General features: G+C 68.7%; 2 protein-coding genes. Both read right to left on the bottom strand.

The annotated features are described in order from the left end of the window. Positions 1-582 (bottom strand): hypothetical protein (locus AC1D01_RS32040; protein WP_477873544.1); only part of this gene is annotated, 582 nt, incomplete at its 3' end. Positions 583-763: 181 nt separating this feature from the next. Beyond that, entirely contained in the window at positions 764-1,951 is a 1,188-nt protein-coding gene (locus AC1D01_RS32035; protein WP_477873543.1) for a Fic family protein, read from the bottom strand. Positions 1,952-2,031: the final 80 nt, after the last annotated feature.

The raw sequence follows: 2,031 nt of genomic DNA, 5'->3' as shown, positions 1-2,031 counted from the left end.
GTCGGTCCGGAACTGCTCGGTGCGGGTCTTCACCGCATCGATGAAGGTCTTGATCGCGGCCCGCTGGGCCTCGTTCAGGCGGCGGCCGGCATCGGGCGTCGCGGCGGCCTCGAGCGCCGTCTTCAGCGTGGCCTGCAGCGCCTCGACATCGGTCTTGTATGCGGTCTTCAGCGCTTCGAGCGCGGTGGCGAACTCGGCCTGCAGCGCAGTCACCGCATCGCTCGGCGTGGCGGTCAGCTTGCCGCCGATCAGCTTGCCGGTGAGGGCGGTGCTGCCGTCGTCCTGCGCGACGCTCTGCAGCACCAGCGTGCCGTCGAGGGCCTGGCCGGCATCGGTGCCGGCGGCGATCTTGGCCGCGAAGGTGTACAGCGCGGCCTCGACATGGCTGCCGTTGAAGCGGCTGCCTTCGCCGGTGACGGTGCGCACCGACAGGCCGGCGGCCGACTCGCTGACGGTGACCGATGCGGCCGAGGCCGATTCGCCGTCGGCGCTCTTGTCGGCGCCGCCGCAGCCGAAGAGCAGGGCGCTGGACAGGGCCAGCGCGGACCATTGGAATGCGGACGTGGGCTTCAGCAACTTCATGAGTGACAACTCCTCTGATGCGTTCTTGGATGAAGCGCACTGCATGGAGCGGTGCGCCGGTGGGGACTGCCGGCGCAATGTAGGTTGGCGATTGCACGCTGTCGCGGCTTCGTAAGCTGCATCGGCCTGCACTTACCAAATGCACGGAAAGTGGTGGAGCCGCTTACGCGCGGCACTGAATTCACACGACTGTGTCGCCGTTGAAATGATCCGTCACCCCGTGGGTCCATCCCGGCACGTTGACGAAGTAGCGCACGGCCTTGCCCTGGCCTGTCGTCCACAGCAGGCCGTGCCGCACCAGGTCGGCCAGGTCGCGGGTCGCTGTCGGCTTCGAGGTGCCGGTGAGCTTGATGTACTTGTCGGCATTCAGGCCGCCGAGGAAGCCRCCGTCGCCGTCGTCGAGCAGCCGCTGCAGGACCTTGCGCTGGCGCTCGTTGAGTTCGAGGTGGGCGTGCCCTTGCCAGAACCTGGCCTTCTCGATCGCGCGGTCGATCACCTGGCTCGAGCGCTCGCAGGCCAGCGCGAACTGCTGTGCGAACCACAGGACCCAGTCGGTGGCGTCGCCGTTGCCGCGCTGGGCGGCGTTCAGCGCGTCGTAGTAGCCCTTGCGCGACGCGAGGAGCTGGCGCGACAGGCTGTACAGCCGCACCGGAACGCGATGGTCCTGTGCGATCGCCATGTCGACGACGGCGCGGCCGACGCGGCCGTTGCCGTCTTCGAACGGATGGATGCTCTCGAACCACAGGTGGGCCAGCGCCGCTCGCGCCAGCCCGTCGAGCACGGGCAGGCGAGCCGGCTGCGGCGTGGTCTTCGCGAACCACGCGAGGAAGCGGTCCATCTCCTTCGCGACCCGGCGCGACGGCGGGGCTTCGTAATGAACCACCTCCTTGCCGGGCGGGCCACTGACGATCTGCATCGCCTCGGCGTGGTCGCGCCAGCGGCCCACGGCAATGCGCCGCAGGCCACTCGTTCCGCCAGGAAACAACGCCGATTGCCAGCGCTGCAGGCGCTCGCCATCCAGTGGCGTGTCGAACCCGTTCATCGCGTCGTTGAGCACCTCGACCAGGCCATCGACATGGCGATCACGAGGCCCTGTCGTCGCGAGGCCGAGCCGGCGCATCACCGACGAGCGCACGGCCGCAGGGTCGAGCCGTTCGCCTTCGATCGCGGCGGTGGCGATCACTTCGTCTTCCATCAACTCGCGGGCGACCTGCCCGTCGCGCTCGATGCCGATCGCCTGCGCCTTGCCCTCCACCAGGCCCTGCATGCGGCGCGCATGCGCCAGTGCCGGCCCGACCCGTGCGGGGTCGAAGCTCAGCGCGGGCCACGCCGGCTGCTGCCAGACATCGAGGGGCTTGCTGGAAACCATGAGCCGCATTCTAGGCGATTCGGCTCAAATCGTGAGCCGCAAATCTGGATTTGCGGCTCACGCGGTGCCGGCCGCCATTC

The organism is Rhizobacter sp. P3_B12, from assembly GCF_056402895.1.
This window is presented reverse-complemented; position numbering and strand designations above follow the sequence as displayed.